The sequence below is a fragment of the Chryseobacterium suipulveris genome, assembly GCF_022811685.1.
GTDB classification, from domain to species: domain Bacteria; phylum Bacteroidota; class Bacteroidia; order Flavobacteriales; family Weeksellaceae; genus Kaistella; species Kaistella suipulveris.
This window is the reverse complement of the sequence record NZ_CP094532.1, coordinates 2,854,056-2,875,404: the sequence shown is the minus strand read 5'-3', so window position 1 is coordinate 2,875,404 and position 21,349 is coordinate 2,854,056. Positions and strand designations below refer to the sequence as shown.

The 21,349-nt window shown below is 39.7% G+C and carries 19 protein-coding genes; 13 read left to right on the top strand and 6 right to left on the bottom strand.

The features are described 5' to 3' along the window. Positions 1–13: 13 nt before the first annotated feature. From pgi to lon, 4 genes are all read right to left on the bottom strand, one after another. On the bottom strand, positions 14–1,660 hold the full coding sequence (gene pgi, locus MTP09_RS13595) for a glucose-6-phosphate isomerase (protein WP_243549032.1): 1,647 nt from the start codon (positions 1,658–1,660) through the stop codon (positions 14–16). A gap of 94 nt (positions 1,661–1,754) precedes the next feature. Continuing rightward, positions 1,755–1,916 (bottom strand): hypothetical protein, encoded by a 162-nt coding sequence (locus tag MTP09_RS13590; protein WP_243549030.1) that lies wholly within the window; start codon positions 1,914–1,916, stop codon positions 1,755–1,757. Between the two features lie 6 nt (positions 1,917–1,922). Further along, on the bottom strand, positions 1,923–2,123 hold the full coding sequence (locus MTP09_RS13585; protein WP_243549028.1) for a hypothetical protein: 201 nt from the start codon (positions 2,121–2,123) through the stop codon (positions 1,923–1,925). A gap of 90 nt (positions 2,124–2,213) precedes the next feature. After that, positions 2,214–4,619, bottom strand: a complete 2,406-nt coding sequence (gene lon / locus MTP09_RS13580) for an endopeptidase La (RefSeq protein WP_243549026.1) — start codon at positions 4,617–4,619, stop codon at positions 2,214–2,216. A gap of 236 nt (positions 4,620–4,855) precedes the next feature. Between lon and MTP09_RS13575 the strand changes: the two genes are divergently transcribed. From MTP09_RS13575 to MTP09_RS13540, 8 genes are all read left to right on the top strand, one after another. Beyond that, complete coding sequence (locus tag MTP09_RS13575) at positions 4,856–7,006, top strand: peptidylprolyl isomerase (RefSeq protein WP_243549024.1); 2,151 nt, start codon at positions 4,856–4,858, stop codon at positions 7,004–7,006. A 122-nt stretch (positions 7,007–7,128) separates the two neighbouring features. Further along, complete coding sequence (locus MTP09_RS13570) at positions 7,129–8,079, top strand: MlaD family protein (RefSeq protein WP_243549022.1); 951 nt, start codon at positions 7,129–7,131, stop codon at positions 8,077–8,079. A gap of 18 nt (positions 8,080–8,097) precedes the next feature. Then, positions 8,098–9,444 carry a (Fe-S)-binding protein gene (locus tag MTP09_RS13565; protein ID WP_243549020.1) on the top strand — a complete coding sequence of 449 codons (1,347 nt, stop codon included), beginning with the start codon at positions 8,098–8,100 and terminating at the stop codon, positions 9,442–9,444. Between the two features lie 181 nt (positions 9,445–9,625). Continuing rightward, the gene (locus MTP09_RS13560) at positions 9,626–10,411 is read left to right on the top strand and encodes a (Fe-S)-binding protein (protein WP_243549019.1); all 786 of its coding nucleotides are present in this window, start codon (positions 9,626–9,628) and stop codon (positions 10,409–10,411) included. Positions 10,412–10,511: 100 nt separating this feature from the next. After that, the gene (locus MTP09_RS13555) at positions 10,512–11,003 is read left to right on the top strand and encodes a hypothetical protein (protein WP_243549017.1); all 492 of its coding nucleotides are present in this window, start codon (positions 10,512–10,514) and stop codon (positions 11,001–11,003) included. Between the two features lie 95 nt (positions 11,004–11,098). After that, complete coding sequence (locus MTP09_RS13550) at positions 11,099–11,275, top strand: hypothetical protein (RefSeq protein WP_243549015.1); 177 nt, start codon at positions 11,099–11,101, stop codon at positions 11,273–11,275. A gap of 215 nt (positions 11,276–11,490) precedes the next feature. Further along, the gene (locus tag MTP09_RS13545) at positions 11,491–12,264 is read left to right on the top strand and encodes a hypothetical protein (RefSeq protein ID WP_243549013.1); all 774 of its coding nucleotides are present in this window, start codon (positions 11,491–11,493) and stop codon (positions 12,262–12,264) included. Next, positions 12,264–14,084 carry a S8 family peptidase gene (locus MTP09_RS13540; RefSeq protein WP_243549011.1) on the top strand — a complete coding sequence of 607 codons (1,821 nt, stop codon included), beginning with the start codon at positions 12,264–12,266 and terminating at the stop codon, positions 14,082–14,084. The genes MTP09_RS13545 and MTP09_RS13540 overlap by 1 nt, the downstream gene beginning before the upstream one ends. 235 nt (positions 14,085–14,319) lie before the next feature. On the opposite strand, the gene MTP09_RS13535 is transcribed toward MTP09_RS13540, so the two are convergent. Continuing rightward, positions 14,320–15,129 (bottom strand): class I SAM-dependent methyltransferase, encoded by an 810-nt coding sequence (locus MTP09_RS13535; protein WP_243549009.1) that lies wholly within the window; start codon positions 15,127–15,129, stop codon positions 14,320–14,322. Positions 15,130–15,177: 48 nt separating this feature from the next. Between MTP09_RS13535 and MTP09_RS13530 the strand changes: the two genes are divergently transcribed. The 5 genes from MTP09_RS13530 to serS all read left to right on the top strand — a co-directional run bounded on the left by MTP09_RS13530 (position 15,178) and on the right by serS (position 21,047). Further along, positions 15,178–16,305: a glycosyltransferase gene (locus MTP09_RS13530; protein WP_243549007.1), complete on the top strand. Its 1,128-nt coding sequence runs from the start codon at positions 15,178–15,180 to the stop codon at positions 16,303–16,305. Continuing rightward, complete coding sequence (locus tag MTP09_RS13525) at positions 16,302–17,945, top strand: asparagine synthase-related protein (protein WP_243549005.1); 1,644 nt, start codon at positions 16,302–16,304, stop codon at positions 17,943–17,945. The genes MTP09_RS13530 and MTP09_RS13525 overlap by 4 nt, the downstream gene beginning before the upstream one ends. Before the next feature lie 2 nt (positions 17,946–17,947). Further along, positions 17,948–19,195 carry an oligosaccharide flippase family protein gene (locus MTP09_RS13520; protein ID WP_243549003.1) on the top strand — a complete coding sequence of 416 codons (1,248 nt, stop codon included), beginning with the start codon at positions 17,948–17,950 and terminating at the stop codon, positions 19,193–19,195. A 15-nt stretch (positions 19,196–19,210) separates the two neighbouring features. Then, positions 19,211–19,711, top strand: coding sequence for a hypothetical protein (locus MTP09_RS13515; RefSeq protein WP_243549001.1), 501 nt, complete (start codon positions 19,211–19,213; stop codon positions 19,709–19,711). A 70-nt stretch (positions 19,712–19,781) separates the two neighbouring features. Further along, entirely contained in the window at positions 19,782–21,047 is a 1,266-nt protein-coding gene (gene serS / locus MTP09_RS13510) for a serine--tRNA ligase (RefSeq protein WP_243548999.1), read from the top strand. Positions 21,048–21,152: 105 nt separating this feature from the next. On the opposite strand, the gene MTP09_RS13505 is transcribed toward serS, so the two are convergent. Next, positions 21,153–21,329, bottom strand: a complete 177-nt coding sequence (locus MTP09_RS13505) for a histone H1 (protein WP_243548998.1) — start codon at positions 21,327–21,329, stop codon at positions 21,153–21,155. Positions 21,330–21,349: the final 20 nt, after the last annotated feature.

Below are 21,349 nucleotides of genomic sequence, written 5' to 3'. Positions count from 1 at the left end.
TGTTTTTACTTTTTCAGATTGATTTCTTTTCCTTAAAATAATTCATTAAACCGTTGGTTGAAGAATCGTGGGAGGTTACCGTTTCCCCGCTTTCGATTTCTTTCAGAATTTTTCCAGCTAAAACTTTTCCGAGTTCCACGCCGAACTGGTCGAAGCTGAACACGTTCCAAATAATTCCCTGCACGAAAATTTTATGCTCGTAAAGTGCAATGAGCTGTCCTAATGAAAATGGAGTTAATTCGTTAATTAACAATGAGTTGGTTGGCGTATTTCCGTGGAAGATTTTAAAGTTAAGAAGCCGCTTCACTTCCTCCTCAGATTTGCTGGATTCTATAAGTTCCGCTCTCGCTTCTTCCTCGGTTTTACCAAAAGCTAAAGCTTCTGTTTGTGCAAAGAAGTTCGCCAATAATTTTTCCTGATGGTCAGAAACCTGGTTCGGCGATTTAACATAAGCAATAAAATCTGCTGGAATCAATTCCGTTCCTTGGTGAATCAGTTGGTAGAAAGCGTGCTGTCCGTTGGTTCCCGGTTCTCCCCAAATAATCGGGCCGGTTTCGTATTCCACAAACTCGCCGTTTCGGTCCACACATTTTCCGTTGCTTTCCATATCGCCTTGTTGCAGGTACGCCGGAAATCTGTCCAAATATTGTGAGTAGGGAAGGATCGCGTAAGTTCCTGCGGAAAAGAAGTTGCGGTACCAAATCCCGAGAAGCGCCATCAAAACTGGGACGTTTTCTTTGAAATCTGCCGCTTGAAAATGAACGTCGGTTTCGTGAGCTCCCTTTAATAAATTTTCAAAATTATTGAAACCAACTGCAAGCGAAATGCTTAATCCGATTGCGCTCCAAAGCGAATATCTTCCTCCGACCCAGTCCCAGAATTCGAAGATATTCTCTTCTGCAATTCCGAACGCTTTAACTGATTGAATATTAGTAGATAAAGCCACAAAATGTTTGGCGACATCTTCCTGTTTCGCGCTTTTCAAAAACCAAGATTTTGCCGATTCCGCATTGGTCATCGTTTCCTGGGTCGTGAAAGTTTTCGATGCAATGATGAAAAGCGTGGTTTCCGGATTTAAGGTCTTTAACGTTTCCGCGATGTGGTTTCCGTCAACATTGGAAACGAAATGAACATTCAGCCGTGTCTTAAAATGTTTCAGTGCCGAAACAACCATCACTGGTCCCAAATCCGAACCGCCGATTCCGATATTGACCACATCGGTAATTTCTTTTCCAGTAAAACCTTTGTGGGAACCGGAAATCACCCGCTCTGAAAAACCCTTCATCTGATCCAGAACCTTTCTGATTTTGGGTTTGATGTTTTCGCCATCCACCAAGATTTCTTTATCGGTGAAATCCCGCAATGCAGTATGCAGAACCGCCCTTCCTTCCGTTTCGTTGATTTTTTCACCCGAAAACATTGCCGAAATGGCTTCCTTCAGTTTACATTCTTCCGCCAAGTTTTGGAGCAATTCGAAAGTTCTTCCATCAATCAAATTTTTAGAAAAATCAAAAAGATAATTTTCCCTTCTAACAGAGAACTGGTTGAATCGTTCAGGATTGTATTGGAAAAGCGTACGGAGTTCAAAATCATTCTGCGCAAAATGTGCGTTCAGTTCCTGCCACGCTTTTGTTCGGGTTGGGTTTATTTTTGGGAGCATCTATGTGGGTTTGAGGTTTGAAGTTTCGCGATTAGATTCGAAAATGCAAATTTACTGAAAAATAAACCCTTTTTTAATTGAATAGTGACGAAAATCACTCCTTTTCCTCCAACGTAATCTTCTTCGTAATTTTATATTTTCTGCAGGTGCGGTTTTGCCGGCTTTCTTCGCCGTCCATCACATCATTGGAATATGGGAATTCGGAGCGCAAGATCTTCTGATATTTTTCGATAATAGAGAATTCCCGATATAACATCAGTTTTTACCTCTTTCCTACTGATGATTTTATAAGTCGAGTTCGTCTCTTCGTTATCACCATTTTCTTTACCTCGTCCGGAATTTCGTAAGCCGTTCTGGAAGGTAGAACCATTACTTCCACTTCGGTTGCGGCGAAATCTTCGGGAATGGAAATCTTAATTTCGCGGGACTCGTCTAATCTATGGTATTGTCGTATGGCGTTCATCTTCAAAAACTTTTATCAAATATAGCAATAAAAAAACCACGAATGCACGATTTTTTTCGTGCATTCATGGCAAAAACTATTTGTTCAAAATTATTTTTCCACCGCCAAATCAACCACCTCGCTCATTCTGCTTACGTAATTGATTTTTAGGTTTTTAAGATAATCCTGTTTGATTTCCTGAACATCTTTTCGGTTCGCGTCGCAGAGGATGATTTCCTTGATTCCCGCTCTTGCCGCGGCGAGAAGTTTTTCTTTGATTCCGCCTACAGGCAGCACTTTTCCGCGAAGGGTGATTTCGCCCGTCATTGCCAAGTGTGGCTTTACCTTTTTATTTCGGAAACTCGACACGATCGAGGTGAGCATCGCGATTCCCGCAGAAGGTCCGTCTTTTGGGGTGGCTCCTTCCGGAACGTGAACGTGGATGTTTTTCTTCTGGATGTCTTCCGAAGAAATTCCCAGTTCGACGTGTTTTGCTTTAATATATTCCAGCGCAATCGTCGCCGATTCCTTCATCACGGTTCCCAGATTTCCTGTCATCGTGAGGTTTCCTTTTCCTTCGCTCAGAATACTTTCGATGAAAAGGATGTCGCCTCCAACTTGCGTCCACGCCAAACCTGTCACCACTCCTGGAACTCCCGTGATTTCCGACAAACTTTTCGGACGTGGAACTCCGAGGATTTCGTCCACTTTATCAATGGAGATTTTTGGATCAAATGCTTTCTCAGTCGCAGTTTGCAGCGCAACCCATCTTGCGATTGAGGCAATTCTTTTTTCCAGTCCGCGAACGCCGCTTTCGGAAGTATGTGCGTCGATGATGTGTTTCAGTTCGGCATTTCCGAGTTTGAATGATTTTGAATCCAGACCGTTTTCTTCCTGCTGTTTTTTGATGAGATGACGTTTTGCGATTTCCACTTTTTCTTCCAAAGTGTAACCGGCAATCTCGATGATTTCCATTCGGTCCAAAAGTGGTCGTTGAATGGTGGAAAGAGAATTGGCAGTCGCGATAAACATCACTTTTGAAAGGTCGTAACCCATTTCAAGGAAGTTGTCGTAGAAGGAATAATTTTGTTCGGGATCAAGGACTTCTAAAAGCGCCGAACTTGGATCGCCGTGAACTCCCTGTCCGATTTTATCGATTTCATCCAACACAATCACAGGATTCGAGGTTCCTGCTTTCTTAATGGACTGCAGAATTCTTCCTGCCATTGCGCCGATGTAGGTTTTTCGGTGTCCGCGGATTTCGGATTCGTCATGGAGTCCGCCTAAAGAAACTCTGATATATTTTCTGCCCAAAGAATCCGCAACCGATTTTCCGAGCGACGTTTTACCTACTCCGGGAGGACCGACTAAGCAGAGGATCGGCGATTTCATATTGTTTTTCAGTTTCAGAACCGCCATGTGTTCCAGGATTCTTTTCTTGATGTCTTCCAAACCGAAGTGGGCCTTGTCCAGAATTCTTTCCGCTTTGACGATGTCGAAAATGTCTTTGGAATATTTTTGCCAAGGAAGGTCGGTAAAGAAATCGAGGTAGTTTCGCTGTACGTTGTAGTCAGGCGAATTCGGGTTTTGTCTCTGCAGTCGGTTGATTTCCTTTTTGAAATGGGCGTCAACTTCCTCGCTCCACTGTATGGATTTTGCTTTTTCCTGAAGCTCCTCAACATCCGAATCGGGACCGCCTCCCAATTCTTCCTGAATGGTTTTCATCTGCTGGTTCAGGAAATATTCGCGCTGGTTTTTGTCGAGTTCCTTATTGGTTTTCTGGTGGATCTGGTTTCGCAGTTCCAGTTTCCTGAAGTCGTTGTGCATCAGTTCATAACATTTCTCTGCACGGATCATCAAGCTTTTTTCTTCCAGAAGTTTCTGTTTGTCCGCTGCCGCAAAATTGGCGTTCGTACAGACGAAGTTCAGCAAGTCCTCATTATCGTTGAGGTTTTTGATCGCATAGTTTGCCGCATTCGGAATATTGGGATCGAGCTGGATGATTTTTAAGGCAAGATCCTTGATGTTTTCTAACAACGCGTTGTATTCCTCGGTTTTCTTGGTAGAAACGTCTTTCAGTTTCGTGATTTCTGCCTTGAAATAAGGTTTTGCAGAAGTGAAAGTTTTAATCTTAAATCTCTGGAAACCTTTGGTAATGGCGGTGGTATTTCCATCGGGAAGTTTGATGATCTTAATGATCTTCGCCAAAGTTCCCACTTGGTACATATCTTTGGAAGTAGGTTGCTCCACACTGGAATTGTTCTGGCTCAAGATTCCGATGAATTCGCCTTTTTGCTGCGCTTCCTCCAAGAGTTTGATCGACATTTCTCTTCCCGCAGTAATCGGAATCACCACTTTCGGGAACATCACCATATTTCTTACGGGCAGGATTGGGAATATTTTCTGCTCCTTGTTTTCTGCAGTTTCCGTAAAATCGTTCAGGTTGATTTCTTCAGCCACGATGCTGAATCCGTCGCCCATTATTTCATCAAAATTGATGTCTTCAAATTCTGTCATAATACTATCAGATGACAAATTGTCATTTTAATTGAATCGTTTACATTGCATTCTCATCGCTTATCCTCGAAAATGCTTTAAATAAAAAGGTGGCTTTAATTCGACAAGCTCTGTGCCACGGGAAAATTTAGACAAATTTACCGCATTCGGTTAATCGGGTTTAAATAAATTTTCGATTTTTTTTCTAATCTCTTAAAAATGTGTATTTTCGCAGACTGATAAAATTATACAAAAAAATGGCAGTTTTAGAAGAGATTAGAAACAGACCCTGGCTTTTGATGGGAATTATTGCGGTGGCAATGTTGGCGTTCGTTGTGAATCCCGACAGTTTGCAGAAGCTGTTTGGCGCAAAACCGGGTGTTTTCGGGAAAGTAAATGGAGATGAAATCACTAAAGAGGATTTTGACGACCAACTTTTCATACTTCAGCAGCAGGCGCAGCAACAAGGCAGACCGACAAAAGGTTTGGAGGAGCAAGCGTGGCAACTCGCTGTGCAGTCGAAACTGATCGAGCAGCAATTTAATAAAATGGGATTGAAGCTTACCGACGAAATGTTCTGGAACCAGCTTCAGTACGATCCGATGTTTGCACAAAACCAGGAGAACTTTGATGCAAAAGGGAACTTCAAGATTCAGGAAATCAAAAAACAGGTTGAAGAACTGAAAGGAACCAATGCCGAAATGTACAATAACTGGCTGAAAACCAGAAAGGCAATCGAATACAGAATGATGGCTCGACAGGTTTTTGCAAACGTATCAACAGGAATTACCGTGAGCAAAAAAGAGGCGGAAGAAATGATGAGGCAGCGTGACCAGCTTGCAGATATCGACTTTGTGAAAGTAGATTATGATGCTTATGCGCAGAAAAACCCAGTGAAGGTAACTACACAAGATTTGGCAGACTATATCAAGAAGCATCCGATTATGTTCAAAAGAGATGCGAGCAGAAACCTTGGATTAGTCTATTTCCCTGCAGCGCCAAGTGCGGAAGATGATGCAGCAACACAGAAAGAAATCAACAAATTGTTCTCTAAAGGAAGCGAAATGAGCGGCGGAAAAGAAAGTTTCCAAAATACGACCAACGACTCAATGTTTGTTGCGCTGAATTCAGACATGCCTTTCAACCCAACCTATTTTTCAGCGGCACAACTTCCGGCCGAGATTAAAGATAAAGTTGCTGGTGCAAGTGTAGGAACAACTTGGGGTCCATACAAAGAACAAAATTTCTATGTGGTTTCTAAGCTTTTAGACAAGAAACCATCGGACTCTACACTCTCAAGACATATTTTGGTTTCTTATAAAGGAAATCAGGCAGGAGCAGATGTTACAAGAACTAAGGAAGAAGCTAAGAAATTGGCCGATTCGATTGGAGCAGTGGTAAAAGCTGATCCTTCCAAGTTTACAGAATTCCTGAAGTATTCCTCAGATCCGGGATCTGCTGCACAGGGAGGAAGCGTGGGTTGGACGACTCCTGCAACTCCTTTCGTTCCGGAGTTCCTTCATTTCCTTGCAACCAACGGAAAAGGTGCAACCGGAGTCGTTGAGACACAGTTCGGATACCACATCATCAATATCGAAGATAAAAAATCGGGTTCAATGACCTATAAAGTTGCTAATCTTGTAAAAACGATCAAGCCATCAGATAAAACTGAAAACGAGGTGTACACGAAGGCAACCAAATTCATTCAGCAGGTTCAGGGGAAATCTTTCAACGAATTTGCAAACCTTGCCAAAAAGAACAACTACCAGTTCAGCAATCCTAAAGAAGTCGGCAGATTCCAGGGACAGATTCCGGGATTGGGAACCGATAAAGACGAGGAAGTTATTGCATGGGCTTTCAACAGAAAAAGAAGCAAAGGAGATACCGACATCTTCACTGTTGACGGAACCGGTGACAGAATCGTTGCCTTCTTGAACGGAATTCAGGACGCAGGAACTGCAGATCCGGAAGCGGTTAGAGACCAAATCGAACCGATCGTGAAAAACAAAATTATCGCGAAACAAATTACAGAGAAAATCAACGCGGCAAAAGCAACCAACCTTGACCAACTTGCAAAACAGTTTGCGGTAACTAAACAATCTGCGCAGGTTAACTTGCTAAGTCCGCAAGTTGCAGGTGCAATGGAGCCAAAAGTTGCAGGAGCAGCTTTCGGTGTAGCGAAAGGCAAACTTTCAAACCCAGTTGAAGGGATGACCGGAGTTTACGTGGTGATGAAAAAATCTGAAACCATGAACAAGCAACCGGGAGATGTGAAGCAGGTAATCCAGTCGATTCAGGGGCAGAATTCGCAGCAGTTTGGGCAGCTCTTCCTGAAGAGCTTGCAAGACAATGCAACGATTAAGGATTATAGAATCCAGATTTATAATCAGCAAACGACACAGCAATAATCAAATTGTTAAAATACAAAAAGCGACTTTCAAAAGTCGCTTTTTTTGTTGCTAATACCGATGTTTAAAGCCACAAGTTTTATTTAAAATATATTATATTTGTTGACCAAAAATTAAGAAAAGTGAAATTCACCAAAGAAATAAAGGCAGGTCTTATCGCAATCCTTGCAATCGTTGGATTCGTGTTCCTGTTCCAGTTCATGAAGGGCAAAAGCTTATTCACCACCGACAATATTTTCTATGCAAAATTTGACAATGTGGAAGGATTAGCCGCTTCGAACCCAGTATCTATCAATGGTTTGAAAGTCGGACAGGTAGATAAAATTATTCCCATCACCGAAAAAGACGGTAAAATCCACTTTGTCGTAAAAGTAATCATCGACGATAATTTCGAGTTTTCAAGAAAATCAACTTTGGAGATTTTTGAACCGGGATTAATGTCGGGAAAAGAAATGCGCGTAAACTTGGCATACGGACAACCGATGGCAAAAGACGGCGATACTTTGGCGGGAGCTTTCAAGCTTTCGATGATGAACAGTCTCTCCTCGCAAATTGGACCGGTAAAAGATCAGCTTCAAGTAGTGTTAAAAAGAGTGGATTCGTTGATGGTCAATGCAAGTTCGATAACCGATGCGCAGAACCAGGCGATGATCAGAAGTTTGCTCGCAAACCTTAACCAAACTGTGGCCTCATTCGAAACTACTTCCAGACAAACCAACGCACTTTTGGCAAATAACGATCCGCGTGTTCAGAAAGTGCTCGATAACGCCAATCTTGCTACGATCAGCGCCAAATCCGCCATCGACAAATACGGAAGAGTGGCGGAAGAAGTTGATGTGAAGAAGCTCAACAATACCATCGACAAACTAAGTTTAACTGCCGATAAACTCAACAGCGTTATTGCAGGCATACAGAATGGTGAAGGTTCGCTTGGTAAATTGGCAAAAGATGAGGAACTTTACAGAAACCTCAACGCGTCTTCTGAAAACCTGAACAAACTGATTCTTGATCTGAAGGAAAATCCGAAAAGATATTTGAATTTTTCAGTTTTTGGGAAGAACAGCTCCAACTAAAACTAAATTCCATTCAATATGCAATATATTGACAATATTATTTTTGCGGTCCTGCTCATCGTGGGATTCGGGCTTTTTTTCAAGAGTTTGAAGGAAATCTACCGCAACATCAAGCTGGGTAAATTCATTGACAGAACCGACAACAAACCTGAACGCTGGAAGATGATGACCAACGTCGCTTTAGGTCAGGGAAAAATGGGGAAACGACCGATTGCGGGGTTCCTCCACGTTTTGGTGTATGTAGGATTCGTGATCATCAACATCGAGTTAATCGAGATCATTGTTGATGGGATTTTCGGGACCCACCGATTTCTTGCGTCGATTTTAGGTGCCACACTTTACGGAATTTTCACAGCCACACTGGAAGTTTTGGCAATTCTTGTTGTCATTGCAGTGATATTGTTTTTTATCCGAAGAAATGTTCTTCATATCAAAAGGGTCAGCTCAGATTCTGAAGAGTTGAAAGGTTGGCCGATCAGCGACGCAAACATCATCCTTATCATTGAATTTGCTTTGATGATGGCTTTCTTTAAAATGAATTCCGCAGATTTCATTTTACAGAGCCGTGGTGTTGAAGGTTTTCACCAACTCGGATCGTTCCCGATCAGTCAGCAATTGTTTGTGCCGATTTTCAACTGGTTCAATTTCGACAGTTCGTTCCTGATTTTCACGGAGCGTGCAGCGTGGTGGTTCCACTTCGTGGGGATTCTGGTTTTTATGAATTACCTTTATTTCTCCAAACACCTCCACATTATTTTTGCATTTCCTAATACGTGGTACGCGAACCTTAATCCAAAAGGACAGTTCAATAACCTTGATTCCGTAACCAAGGAAATTAAGCTGATGATGGATCCAAATGCCGATCCTTATGCAGCTGCACCTGAAGCAGATCCAAACGCTGTTCCTGAAAAATTCGGAGCGAGCGATGTTTTTGATCTGAATCAGGTTCAACTTCTCAATGCCTATTCCTGCACAGAATGTGGACGATGTACCGCGGTTTGTCCGGCAAATATTACAGGCAAAAAACTTTCGCCGAGAAGAATTATGATGAAAACCCGCGACAGAATCGAGGAGGTTGGCAAAAATATCAACAAGAACGGAAAGTTTGTGGACGACGGAAAGAAACTTCTCGACGACCATATTTCAAGAGAGGAACTTTGGGCGTGTACAACCTGCAACGCGTGTGTGGAAGCTTGTCCTGTACTCATCGACCCGCTTTCGATCATTGTGGAGATGAGAAGATTTTTGGTGATGGAGCAATCTGCCGCACCACAGGAACTGAACCTGATGATGACCAATATCGAAAACAACGCCGCACCGTGGCAATACAACCAAGCCGACCGATTGAAGTGGGCAACTGACTAATGTAGCAATGTGAAAATGTAACAATGTGAAAATGGAACACTGGAACACTGGAACACTGTAACAATGTAAAAATGAGGTTTAATAGATTGCTAAATTGGTAGATTGTTACATTGGTAGATTGGTAAATTGCAAGATTGGTAAATTGTTACATTGATAAATTGGTAAATTAATAAAATACAAAATGGATTTCACAATAAAGACAATGGCAGAATATGCTGCCGAAGGAAAAATGCCAGAAGTGCTCTTCTTCGTAGGATGCGCAGGAAGTTTTGACGACAGAGCAAAGAAGATCACGAAAGCATTGTGCAAAATCTTAAATAATGTCGGCGTAGAATTCGCTGTGCTTGGTCAGGAAGAAAGCTGCAACGGCGATCCTGCGAAACGAGCTGGAAACGAATTTGTATTCCAGATGATGGCTTTAACCAATATCGAAATCCTGAACGGTTATGGCATCAAGAAGATTGTGACGGCTTGTCCGCACTGCTTCAACACGCTAAAGAACGAGTACCCAGGATTGGGCGGAAATTACGAGGTAATGCACCACACGCAGTTCCTTAAGAAATTAATGGAAGAAGGCCGTCTGAAAGTAGAAGGAGGGAAATTCGAAGGCAAGAAAATTACCTTCCACGATCCGTGTTATTTGGGAAGAGGAAATGGCGAATATGAAGCACCGCGTGAACTTTTACAAAAATTAGACGCCGAATTGGTGGAAATGAAGCGATGCAAATCCAACGGATTGTGTTGTGGAGCGGGAGGAGCACAAATGTTTAAAGAACCTGAGAAAGGGAACAAAGACATCAACGTGGAAAGAACCGAGGAAGCACTGGATGAAAAACCAGACATTATCGCGACAGGTTGCCCGTTCTGTATGACGATGATGACCGACGGTGTGAAGCATTTTAATAAAAACACCGAAGTTGCAGTAAAAGATATTGCAGAACTTCTGGCGGAAGCAGAAGATTTGTAAAACATAATTAAGGAATTAGGAGATTAAGCAATTAAGAGTATAAAGCACCGTTTACATAATTCCTTAATTTCCTAATCTTTTAATCTCTTAATTTTTTAAAATGAAAATAGAAGAATCAACCATCATAGAAACCAATGATTACCGCGTAATTATTTATCCCGCGTCGAGACCTTTCACCACGAAGGAAAGCAAGGTGATCGCTGAAAAACTGTACGACTTTCTCGGTGATTGGGCTGCACACGGAAATGAGCTTTCCGCATCTTTCAAAATAGAGAAAAACCAGTTCATCATCATCTGCGTGGACGAGGAAAAAGAGGAAGCTTCAGGTTGCTCCATCGATACTTTGGGAAGGTTTATGAAAGAAATCGACAACGAGTTCGAACTTGGACTTTTCGACAGGATGAAGGCAAGTTTCGTGGAAAACGGCGAGATCAAAACTTTGAAGTTGCAGGATTTCAAAAAAGGACTGAAAGACGGTTCCATCTCAAAAGACATCGAAGTTTTCGATTTTTCTAAAGGAACCTATGTCGCATTTCTGAGCGATTTCCTTCTGCCCCTGAAAAGAAGTTGGGCAGGGATTTACGTAGATTAAGATAATACTTAATAATGCCTTGTCAAAGCTCCAAACTTTGACAAGGTTTTTTGTCTACAATATTTCACACTATTTTTACCGTTAAGTAATTTCTAATGCGTCACAAAATCCTTTTCATCTCGTCTTGGTTTCCCAACAAGTTGGAGCCGACCAACGGAAATTTTGTGCAGCGTCACGCCGAAGCAGTTTCACGTTTATACGATGTTGAAATACTTCACGCTATTGGAGATCCAAACCAAGAAGAGAACTATTTTTTTGACGAAAAGTTCTAAATTAGTTCGATTTTTGGTTGTATTTTGCAAGGACACTACTAAGTTCCTCATCAATATTATGAGGAAATTCAGTGCTTACTAAAAAACTGCTTGTGGAGAATTACAGTAGGAACCATTTTTTTTGTCTGTAGGAAGAAGTTGTTGTATTATTAAAGATTATTAATATAAAAACGGTCTTCTAATAATGAAATAATTATAAATTTGTTTATCAAATTATGAAAAAAATTGTGTTTTTAATTAGTTTGTGTATTGCATTATATGTTAATGCACAATGGTCTCTTACTGGAAATGCTGGTACAAATCCCACTCAAAATTTCTTGGGTACAACTGATGCTAGTGCGTTAATTCTTAAAACCAATAATGTTGAACGAATACATGTTGCAAATAGTGGAGAGATTGCGATTGGAGGTAATCCACAAAAAGGAGTAAACTTTAAAGTTCATGGAAAATCAGCATTTTTGCATAATGCTGATTCAGATGCATTTTTTATTGGGAATGATTTAGGAAATCTTGATGGAGGAATTGATTTAGCATTCTTGAGGTATGGAGCATATCAACCTAATAATCCAGGAGTATTAACCGCTGCTGGACATACTTCGCCCGGAGTTTATGAGGTTTTCTTCACACTGAGATCAAATGGTAAACTTGGACTTGGTACCACAAATGTTGATTGTACGAATTGCAGTGGATATAGATTACTTGTTAAAGATGGGATAAAAACTGAAAAAGTAAAGGTTGAGATCGCTGCAGAAAACGGTTGGGCAGACTATGTTTTTGATGATGATTATAAGCTACTAGACTTAAAAAGTTTAGAAAAATTTATTACAGAAAATAAACATTTGCCTGAAGTTCCTACGACAGAAGAGGTGATTCAACATGGAATCGAATTGAAAGAAATGAATATTCTTTTACTCAAGAAAGTCGAAGAATTGACCTTATACCTCATCGATCTAAATAATGAAATAGAAAAACTAAAAAGATTAAAATAATGAAAACAAAGTTATTTTATTTGATTTTTGTACTTTTTTCTTCGTTATCATATTGTAACAATGTAATATTATTCATTGAAATTCTAAATACAGCCGATGTGCCTAAGGTTGTATCTGTACAAAAAAATAGAATAGTCTTGCAACATCAACGTACAGATATTACAAATATTTTTTCCAAATACGAAATTTCCAAATTTGAAAAAGCGTTTCCTTCATCTAAAAAACCTAAGTTACAGAATGTATATTTATTGGAGTGTAATAGTCCGAGATTGAAAAATGAACTATCTGTTTTTACTGATTATTTCTATAATATTGAGGAAACACAAGCTCCTAAACTGTTATATGATACTAATGATTATTATATTACTGGAGATTATTATAATTCTAAAAACTATGATCTAGTAAATGTAAAAGGAGCCTGGGAATATAGTAAAGGACATAGTGATTTTTATGTAGGGGTTTCTGAAGGTGGTGTGAAATTAGATCATGAGGATTTAATTGGGAAAGCATTATCTATGTATAATATACCCCTAAATGAAACCGGTCACGCAACTTCCACCGCCGGAATTATTGGAGCAAACACTAACAATAATTTAGGGATGTCGGGAATAGGTTTTCAAAGTAAGATGATCAGCTTAGATTTTAGTTTTAATGACATGCTTATCTTATCTCAAAACGGGGTCCGTATAATTAACTGTAGCTGGGGAGCCGCTTCTTCCAGTGTGTCCTATATACAAGACATTATTGATGAAATCTACGAAAACGGTACTGTGATTATTGCCTCAGCAGGTAACGGCATTGCGTCCGGTAGCAATAATACAGAATACTATTACCCTGCAAGTTATAATCATGTAATTAGTGTGAGTTCTGTGGGTTCACAAGATATCGGATGGATCGCGCCAGTTGGAAGTGCTGCGGGTAAATTTGCTAATTGGCGTGACCATGTTGAATCTTGGATTGGGTATCCGAGCACTACACATCAAATTAATGATAAAGTTGATATTTTAGCCCCAGGTTTTGGTTGTTTTACAACTGCGTTTAATCCTAATGCTCCATCCACAAACTTATATGCAGCATATGGCGGCACATCTTCTGCTGCACCACATGTTTCAGGAATTGCAAGTTTAATCTTTACTGCAAATAATTGTTTAAGTGTAGATGAATTAGAGTCTATTATTAAATTGACGGCAGTCTCAGTGGATTCGATAAGTGCAAACGCACCGTATATTGGAGGTTTAGGTGCAGGAAGAATAAACGCTGAAAAAGCCACGAAAATTGCATGGCAAATGAATTCAGCAAATGGAGGAGAGGTTTTGGTAAATAACAGAACATTTAAAAAATGGGATTTCAAGCTTGTAAATTCTCCTGAATACATAAGAATAAAAAATCAAAGATTTATTGAGAATTCTGGCGTGATTTTTAGAGCAAAAAAAGGGATAACATTAGATTCTAATACCTTGCTCGAACCAGGATTGGGAAAAACCCACTTTTTGTATGTAGATAATGTAAATACCTGTTTTGGTTCTAACACTATTTCTCGACCTACAATCATTATTACAACTGAAAAAAATAATATATCCAATTCTGTTACAAAAGCTGATGAAATAGTTTTGTATCCTAATCCTGCGAGTGATTATTTAAGCATTAAATCCAAAAATAAGATTCTTAAATCAGAAATCTATGACGTTTCTGGAAAGCAAGTTAAAACTTTTAATAATGAGCAAACAATTCGAATTCATGACTTGCCAGCAGGAACATATATTATTAAAATTTACGATTTAAAGAAAACAGCAAAATCTATCAAATTCGTAAGGAAATAAAATTAGGTAATGTGGTGAAAAATAGTTGGCGAAATTTATCGCAGTTATCATTAATGTTAATGTTTCAGAGATTACTTGGAATCAAATATAGTTCAATTAGTACAGCGGTTTTCTTAGCCACATTGGTGTACCGATAATTCTTAGGAAAGTTTCTTTAAATTACCAATTGTTTCCGACCAAATTACCGAAAATTACGAAGCCGGACAGATATTCTGTCCGCTTTTTTCTTATCGATTTATGAAAACTTTTCACTAATTATCGTGTTGTGATATATTTTTCCAGGCACCTCCATATCGTCGAAAATAGTTGTGTCGATATCTCCACGATAAAAAACCCCACACAAAGTATTTTTCACGTGATAAAGATACTGATGGTTTTCTTTTCCGGTTCCATCCAAAATTGCGTGAAAAACTTCATAACGAATCTTTTGCGGACTATAGGCGTAGTCATGCCAAACTACGATGGAATTCTCATGAAGTAGATGTTTAAAAACTTTTTTAGTGTCGTTCAAAACCATGTCGTAGCTGTGGTCGCCATCAATAAAAATCAAATCATATTTTTTATTCAACGATGCGAAGTCAAAAGCTTTGGTGTTACCTTCAAGATGAAGAATTTCTGAATTTTTTGTTGAAAGAATTCCGTGCTGTTCAGCATATCGTGAATCCCAACCCATTTCCTTCATCTCCAATTTCGAAAGGTTCATAGTTGTGCAATCCTGGATTTGTTTGGCCACATTATATACACTTTCTCCACGCCATGTTCCGATCTCGAAGTAAGAGTTCACATCTTCCCTCGCAGCAAGCGTAGCTAATAATTGTAAATCGGTGATAAGTGAACTGCCATCCATCAAGAAACTTTCAACCGAGGAAACATCATTGTGCGCTAAATCCTTAATTTCAATTTGCGGTAATGCAACAAAATTGCCGTATTTTTGTTTAAATTTCTTTTGCAGAACGGAATTTTCATTGAGTGTAATGTTTATTAGACTTGGGTTTTCTAAAAGAATTCCAGCAAAGTCAATAATCTTTTTGATTTTCGTCATCATCTTCATCCAATTTGAAGTTTGAGCAAAGGTAACATTATAAATAAAATCTTGGAAAGAAAAAAAGTACTCTTTATTTCCTCATGGTTTCCTAACAAATTGGAGCCGACCAATGGAAATTTTGTACAGCGTCATGCGGAGGCGGTGTCATTGTACCATAATGTCGAAATCCTACATTGTATAGGGGATTATCATCAAGACAAGAAATACTTGTTTGAACAGAAGGAAATAAATGGAATTAAGACATTAATCGTTTATTATAAAAATACACGAAACCCGCTCCTGAATTTTTTGCGAAGGATGAACGGTTATAGAAAAGGATTTTCAAAATTGGAAATTCCCGATTTGGTTCACGCCAATGTGCTGCACAATTCTATGCTGTTTGCAGTTTATCTGAAAAAATTTCATAAAATCCCATTTTTAGTTACAGAACATTGGACAGCTTTACGAAAGATAAATAGCCATCGAACAGCTAAACCTATTAAATTCTTTGCCAAAATTATCGGTAACACGGCAGACAAAATATTGCCGGTCTCTAAAGACCTGATGTACGGATTAATGGATTTGGGGATCAAAACAAAAATGCAAGTTATTCCCAACGTCGTCAATACAGAAATTTTTTTCCACGGCAAACATACTAAAGAGTTTACCTTCATTCATGTTTCTAATCTGATTCCCAGAAAAAACGCTGACAAAATTATTGATGCGGCAATCAGACTGTTGAAGAACGGGTATAAACTCAACCTACAGATTGGCGGAGACGGTGATGAGAAAACTCTGGAAACCTTAAGAGGAAAAGTAGAAAAAGCATCACTTTCTGAAAAAATAGAAGTATTCGGTATTCAGACGAGTGAGCAGATAGCGGAACGTATGCAAAAATCAGATTGCTTCATCTTGTTGAGTGATGATGAAAATCAACCCTGTGTGATTGGGGAAGCTTTTGCGTCGGGTTTAAGAGTTATTTCCACAAATGTAGGTGGCATTGGCGAGTTTTTTCCACCATATGCCGGAATTTTACTGGACAATACGGATATTCAGGGGCTCGAGGTGGCAATGAAAAATGTTTTGGGAAATCCATTTCCAGATGCTCATCAATTAGTTGATTACGCGGAAGTGACTTTTTCAAAAAAAGCAATTGCAAAACAAATTTCCAGAGTTTACGAGGAAATACTGAAATGAAAGGATTTACAATCAAAATTACACAAAATAAAGTTGATGCAAGATCTTTTATGACAAAAGATTATGATAATTCTTTTGTGGATAATGATACCTATGGCTTTTTATTGGAGGGAGTCCTTTTGAATAGAGAAAAACTTCTGAAACAATATGCACTTAAAGATTTTTCAACATTAATAGGAGAACTTTACCGTAAAAGAGGGGAGTTGATGACGAAAGAATTAGAAGGCGAAATTCGTGGGTTTATTTGGGATAAGATGAATAGTAAGGTATTTGTCTTTACCAATCCAACGAATACCCAAAATGTTTTTTACGCCACTTTTAACGACACAATCTACGTCGATACTAATCTGATTCGCCTCAATGAAACGCTGAAGGAATCGGGAATCCGCACCCAACCGGATATGGAATCGCTGTACCAGTTTTTATGTTTTAGCAATTTACCCGAAAGAAAAACACCGATCAGTGGGATTTCAAAACTTTTAGACGGACAGTATCTGGAGATTGACTGTTTGACGAATACTTATCAGGAAAAAGAATATTTTTCACTTAAAGGTATTCCTTATTTTTCTGGTAGCAAAAATGCTGCGATTGACCAAGTGCACGAGGTTTTCAGGGAGTCGGTTCTGATGGAATATGAGAAAGATACAGAACTCGGAAAAAATCATTTGTCGTTGTTGAGTGGTGGTTTAGACAGCCGTGTCGCGATGATGTATGCCATTAAAAACCAAGAGAAACCGGGAAACGTACTCTGTTTCTCGCAATCGGGTTATCCTGATCACACGATTTCTGAAAAAATTGCACAGGATTATCAGCTGCATTACGAATTCATCCCATTAAACGGTGGGAAATTTCTCACTAAGATCGACGAACTTACCCGTATTTCCGAAGGAATGGTTTTCTATACCGGTGGAATCCACGTAAAGTATGCGGTAGAAAAAATGCAGTACGAAAACTTTGCCCTCTTTCACAGCGGACAGATTGGCGACGGTGTTTTGGGCGGCTTCAATTCTGAACCGAAAAGAAAAAAACCGACCCGTTTTAAAATGGTTGTGAATCCGCAGTTTCTGCCTAAAGTTTCAGCTTCCCTCGACAAGATTTTGGATGATTATGAGACTGAAGAACTTTTTTTATTGAGAAATATCGCGTATAATCGGACGCTTTTGGGAGCACACGTTTTTCAGGAAAAAAGATACCAAACTTCACCGTTTATGTCCAAAGATTTCCTGAAAACAGCAATTTCACTCCCCGAAGAATGGAAATTTAACCATCGGTTTTACCTTGAGTGGATCAAGAAACACTGTCCCGAATCTACGAAATATAAATGGGAGAGGACGCTTATGAAACCCGATGCACAATGGAAAACCACATTTGGCGACAAGTTCATGAAGCGGGGATTCAAAGCGCTTTATGAGAAAATTCTGAAAACACCGCAGCATTCCAGCATGTATCCTTATCAGTACTATTACGATAATGATCCCGAAATCCAAAGAGTTTACCAAAATTATTTTGATGAAAATATTGGAAGAATCGATGGCTATGAAGAACTTTCAAAAGATGTGCGGACTCTTTTTGAATCGAAACATTTTGCAGAAAAATCGCAGGCGGTAAATATTTTGGCAATCTTCAAACTGTTCTTTTAAAAGTGAAAAGTTTACGAGAATTTTTGCGCAATTTCCTGAACAACAAAGGGCAGCATGTTTTTGTTTCATTGCTCATTGCCAAGATCTGCGCATTTCTGGGTTCGCTTTTCATCATCAGGGTTCTGCCAGAAAGTGAGTTCGGTACGATGAGTATTGTGGCTTCGGTTTTTGCGGTTTTCGCGCCTTTCAGTGGTTTTGGAAGTCATCAGTCGCTGTTGCGGTTTGGCTCGATTACGGATGATCCGGATGAAAAAAGAAAGCTCTGCGGTTACTTGCTGGCGAAAGGTTTTGGTTACCAGATATTACTGAGTGTGATTTTCTTGTTGGTCAGTTTGTTCTATGTCAGCAAATATGAAGATATTTTTTTTATCTTTTTGTTTTTTGCGGTACGATTAGTTGGTTCTTATTTCTTAAATTATATCCAGTCGGAACTTAGGATTTTTGGCGATAACAAAACGTTTGCAAATGTCAACAATTGGGTAAATATATTGGGGGTATTGCTGCTTTTGCTTTTGGCTTATTTTTTCGGATTGTATGGTTATTTGGTGGCCATCGCTTTTACTCCATTTCTTGCGTTGTTTTGGTTGAAGAAGGAAAGTTACCGCACCTTCACCGAAAACTTTAGTTTTAACAAAAAAGAAATCTGGAACTATGGTCTTCACGCTTCAGGTACGGCTTTGCTTTCGGATGCGCTTTTTTCGGCAGATGTTCTGATGCTCAGTTTTCTGATGAACGAAACAGCAGTTGCCAATTACAAAGTTGCCATTTTGATTCCCGCAAATATTACATTTTTAGCATTGACTTTTATGCAGAGCGACTTCCCGGTGATTGCGAGAAATTATCAGGATAGAGGTTTTTTATTCAACTACGTCGCCAATTATTACAAAATATTTATTCCGGTAACCGCGCTCATTTTTCTGTTTGGATTTGTTTTCAAATTAGAAATTCTCCACTTGTTCTTCAGCGAAAAGTATGGAGACAATACCTTATTGTTCACCATATTATTAGCTGGTTTTTGCCTTAATATTCTTTTTCGGAATCTATACGGGAACTTGCTTTCCGCAGTCGGCAAAATGAAAATCAATACTTATGTTTCCGTCGCGACATTGGTTCTGCTGATCGGATTGGGATTTTTGTTCACACCTAAATTTGGAATTAATGGAATGGGAATCGCATTATCCGTAACGCTGCTTGTCAATGGTATTTTATTAATGTCCGCTTTTTTGATTTACCTGAAAAACTTGAAATAAGTTATCTTTGTTGCAATGAAAAATTCCTTTTTCTTTTTGGCGATCGTGTTGTTGGGGTTTCTGTCCTGCAGAAACGACAATGTTACCGGTCAGCAAATCGACCAGGTCATCCATCTGTACATCGATTCGGCGAATCAGGACATGCTCAATTCCAAAATTCCAAATTCCTACACCGATGTGAAAATGAACGATGTGTACGGAATTACCGATAACGCACCTGTAACTTTCAGTCCGAAAATAGGAATAACAGATACGATTCATTTCATCGAATATGTTGCAGGAGCGAGAAGGATTAGAATCGATTCCACCGCAACTTTCAAGACGTACGAATCAAAAATTGCTTTAAGGTTGACCAAGAAAACAAGTGCGACAACGAACACCATTATCAACGATACTTTGACGGTGAGTTACCTTTGGACTCCCGAACTTTTTCAGGTCTCGAAAATCTGGTACAACAATTCGCTGAAATTCACCAAGGTCGAAGGACAGCCAAACATCGTGAAAATCACGAAATAATCCTTAATTTTGCACAGCGGAATTATTGCAGAGCAGCATCGTATATCACTCATCACTTATCATTCATAAAATGTTACAGGTAAATTTTTTGCGCGAAAACAAAGAACGCGTTATTGAAGGTTTAAATAAAAGGAATTTCAAGCAGCTCAGTTTGGTTGACGATGCTATTGCAGCGGATGACGACAGAAAAAAATATCAGTTTGAGCTTGACAAGAACCTCACCGAAATGAATAAAATCTCGAAGGAAATCGGGATCTTGATGAAGGACGGGAAAAAAGACGAGGCAGAATCGGCAAAAGCAAAAACTGCGGAATTCAAAGAAAATTCCCAAGTGCTGCAGCAGAAACTCCGCGATGCGGAAGTGAAACTTCAGGAAATACTTTACCTGATTCCGAATATTCCTTATGAAAAAGTGGTGGCAGGAACTTCAGCGGACGACAACGAAATCGTTTACCAGTCGCACGATGTGAAAGGTTTGGGAGAAGGAGCGATTCCACACTGGGAGTTGGCGAAAAAATACAACCTTATTGATTTTGAACTCGGCGTGAAAATCGCTGGCGCAGGTTTCCCCGTTTATTTAGGAAAAGGAGCGCGGTTGCAGAGAGCACTGGTTCAGTATTTCCTCGATAAAAATGTAGATGCGGGTTATCTTGAGGTCAATCCGCCGCATGTGGTGAATGAAGCTTCAGGTTATGGAACCGGTCAACTTCCAGACAAAGAAGGACAGATGTATTTCATTAATGAAGATAATCTTTATCTGATTCCTACGGCAGAAGTTCCGGTGACGAATATTTACCGCGACGTTTTGCTGGAAGAAAAAGATTTGCCAATAAAAAACACCGCGTTTTCGCAATGTTACCGAAGAGAGGCGGGAAGTTACGGTGCTCATGTGCGTGGACTGAACCGACTTCACCAGTTTGAAAAAGTAGAAATTGTGCGAATCGAGAAACCTGAAAATTCCTACGCTGCGTTGGAAGAAATGGTGGAACATGTAAAAGGAATTCTTACCGACCTTGAACTTCCTTTCAGAATTTTGAGACTGTGCGGCGGTGATATGGGATTCACTTCGGCGATGACTTACGATTTCGAAGTTTGGAGTGCGGCTCAGGAAAAATGGCTCGAAGTTTCGTCGGTTTCCAATTTCGAAACTTTCCAGGCAAACCGCTTGAAATGCAGATTCAGAGCAGATGGAAAAACGCAGCTTGTACATACCTTAAACGGTTCTGCGATGGCTTTGCCGAGGATTATGGCGGCGCTTCTGGAAAACAACCAAACTGAAGACGGAATTAAGATTCCTGCGAAGATTGCGGAATACGCGAGATTTGAGAAGATTTAATCGTCTTACTTGGGAAGAAATTTTCCACCCTTTACGGGGTAAAGAAAATTTCTGGCAGAAATACCAAGAACAAACCCTCCTGAAATTCGGGAGGGTTTTTGCTGATTACTTTTTAGATTCTTCCAATGAGGTTTTTCTGAATTCTTTCAAAAGTTTTTCTAATGCCAAGGTAGATTTTCTCGCTCTTGTTCCGGCAGCTTTGTTTCCTTTTTCCGCCTGTGTGTCTGCATCAGTTTTGAATGTTTCAAACTCTGCACTGATTTTTTCAATCAATTCTTTCATAAGTAAGTTTATTTATTTGA